Raw genomic sequence first — 2634 nt, 5'->3', positions numbered from 1 at the left:
TTTACCTTACCTATGAGGAATTGACACATCCATCCTTATCATCCCACTCATACCGAAGCGTACATGTTTTACCTTACCTATGAGGAATTGACACAAACAGCGACAGCTGTGATCTCGTCATCACCGAGTTTTACCTTACCTATGAGGAATTGACACATGCTCAAATTTTTGTAATTATGCGCTTCGTCCACCATGATGTTTTACCTTACCTATGAGGAATTGACACGATAAAATACACAAGCAATCTTCTCTACTTAATCCATTATTTTCTAAGTTTTACCTTACCTATGAGGAATTGTAGAGTCAGTATTCATGTATAGGAGGATTACATGGTTTTAGAAGATGTTTTTTCAGATGAAAATCTGGAGGAGGCATTCGAATCGTTTGCGGATAAGCATGATAGCCATGGGCTGGATGGGGTAAAATTATCAGAATTACGTGCTTATTGGGAGACAAACGGGAAGAAGATAAAGGAGTCTATTTTTAATGGTACATATAAAGTAGGAGCTGTTGAACAAAGGCAGATTGTGAATCGTAAGGGTAAGAAAAGAACGATTTCGCTTATGAATTCGATTGACAGGTTTATTTTCCGTGCTTTATATCAAAAGATGGCAAGTGAGTGGGAGAAACAATTTTCACAGTATTCATATGCATATCAAAACAATAAAGGTGTGCTAACAGCGGTGGAACAGGCAGCAAAGTATATGGAAGAAGGAAAAGACTGGAGTGTTGAATTAGATATTCAGAATTTTTTTGATAATATTAATCATTCGATTATTATTTCAAAATTAAAGGCTGGGATAGAAGATGTAAGAGTATTGGACTTATTGATTGCGTATTTGACATGCACGTTGTTGGATGATCATGTGTTTCACCAGATGGAACAGGGAGTTTTACAAGGTGGTCCATTGAGCCCGTTACTTGCCAATGTTTATATGAATGAGTTAGATCATTATATGGAAAAGCAAGGGTATTCTTTTTGCAGATTTGGTGATGATATTAATATATACTGTTCAACATACGAGGAGGCGACAGTAGCATTTTCAGATGTAACGGCACGAATGGAGAAGATAGAACAATTACCGTTAAATCATGGAAAAACGGGTATATTTAAAGGAATTAATCGGAAATATTTAGGATACCGATTTTAGATGAAAGATGGTCATGTAATAGTCAAAAAAGAGCAGAGAGCATATAAAACAGTGTATAGAGATTGGTACACGACTGGAATCCAGAAGATGGATCATAATTATCACTTAATAAATGAAGGAATTTTAACGAAACAGGATTTTAATATTTTGTTTGAAAGTGAAAATGGGAAAAAATATATTCCTGTAGAGACAACAGATTCATTGTATATTTATTCGAATGTTATTATGTCAGGAAACTTCTTTGATTTTATGAATCAGGTTGGATTGAATGTTTCATTTATTAACAAGTATGGAGAGAAAATTGGAAGCTTTGTACCGAATAACAGTCGAAGAAATATAAAGACAGAACTGAAGCAGCTTCGGATGTATGATTCAGAAAAAGAACGACTAGATATGGCACGGAGATTGGAAATTGCAAGTGTGTCCAATATCAGAGCAAATCTTCGTTATTATCAAAGGAGAAAGAATGCAACGGAGTTAGGGGCTGCTGTAAAAGATATGACAGACATTATTACAAAATTGAATGAAGCAAGAGATATTAATCATATGATGATGCTTGAGGCACAGGCACGGCAGAAATACTATGGATGTTTTAATTCAATTTTGGAGGGAAAACAATTTTATTTTGATAAGAGAACAAGGCGTCCACCTCAAGACCCATTAAATGCGATGATCAGTTTCGGGAACACATTGCTGTATCAAAGAATTGCAAATGAGATCAATAGAACCTCTTTAGATATACGAATTGGAATCGTACATGCGGCTGGAAATAGACCAGAGAGTTTAAACTTGGATTTGGCAGATCTGTTCAAACCAATATTGGTTGACCGTACGATATTTACACTTGTGAATCGAAAAATGATTAACGTAAATGATTTTGTAGAAGTTGAGAATAATGGCATTTATTTGAACAATCGGGCAAAGAAGATCTTTATTTCGGAATATGAAAACAAGTTGTATCAGAAGGTAACATTTGATGGGGCAGAGCGAACCTATGATTATCTAATTAAAAATGAAATTCAGAAACTAAAAAAATATATAGAGAATGGTGAAAAATATAAGCCATATAAGTATGTATAGGAAAAAGGATGTTTGTGATAGTTACATATGATGTAAACGTAAAAAGAAATAACAAAGTACTAAAAATATGCAGAAAATATCTCGTACACGTTCAGAAATCCGTTTTTGAAGGGAATATTACAGAAGCAAAATTAAGGAAGTTAAAATCGGAATTAAAGCGCACAACAAAAACGGATGAGGATAGTGTTATTATTTATCGGTTTGATTCTTTAAAATATTCAAGCAAGGAAGTTTTGGGAGAGTATAGTCCGGAAGAACATTTCTTATAAAAGTCCGTCGACCTCTAATGCTGTATTTATACGGATTCCGGAGGATAAAACAAAGGTTGAACTGCAAAAAAGGGCTATAAATCATGAAAAAAACAAAAAGTCCGTCGATGTCAGCACGCAATTTGAAAAAGCGT

3 protein-coding genes are annotated in these 2634 nt (G+C 34.5%); all 3 read left to right on the top strand.

Going from position 1 to position 2634, the window contains the following annotated elements; genetic code table 11:
* Nucleotides 1-329 precede the first annotated feature (329 nt).
* The 3 genes from ROSEINA2194_RS19660 to cas2 are packed head-to-tail and all read left to right on the top strand — an operon-like array spanning nucleotide 330 to nucleotide 2500.
* Nucleotides 330-1151, top strand: a complete 822-nt coding sequence (locus tag ROSEINA2194_RS19660) for a reverse transcriptase domain-containing protein (protein WP_007885302.1) — start codon at nucleotides 330-332, stop codon at nucleotides 1149-1151.
* The gene (gene cas1, locus ROSEINA2194_RS19655) at nucleotides 1152-2231 is read left to right on the top strand and encodes a CRISPR-associated endonuclease Cas1 (protein WP_007885300.1); all 1080 of its coding nucleotides are present in this window, start codon (nucleotides 1152-1154) and stop codon (nucleotides 2229-2231) included.
* A gap of 8 nt (nucleotides 2232-2239) precedes the next feature.
* Nucleotides 2240-2500 carry a CRISPR-associated endonuclease Cas2 gene (gene cas2 / locus ROSEINA2194_RS07760; protein WP_007885298.1) on the top strand — a complete coding sequence of 87 codons (261 nt, stop codon included), beginning with the start codon at nucleotides 2240-2242 and terminating at the stop codon, nucleotides 2498-2500.
* The last annotated feature ends 134 nt before the right edge of the window (nucleotides 2501-2634 follow it).

It is taken from the genome of Roseburia inulinivorans DSM 16841, from assembly GCF_000174195.1.
GTDB classification, from domain to species: domain Bacteria; phylum Bacillota; class Clostridia; order Lachnospirales; family Lachnospiraceae; genus Roseburia; species Roseburia inulinivorans.
This window is presented reverse-complemented; position numbering and strand designations above follow the sequence as displayed.

What these genes read in the sequence shown, in the direction of transcription:
- ROSEINA2194_RS19660 (WP_007885302.1), top strand. Translation starts at nt 330, where the DNA reads ATGGTTTTAGAAGATGTTTTTTCAGATGAAAATCTGGAGGAGGCATTC.
- cas2 (WP_007885298.1), top strand. Translation starts at nt 2,240, where the DNA reads ATGTTTGTGATAGTTACATATGATGTAAACGTAAAAAGAAATAACAAA.
- cas1 (WP_007885300.1), top strand. Translation starts at nt 1,152, where the DNA reads ATGAAAGATGGTCATGTAATAGTCAAAAAAGAGCAGAGAGCATATAAA.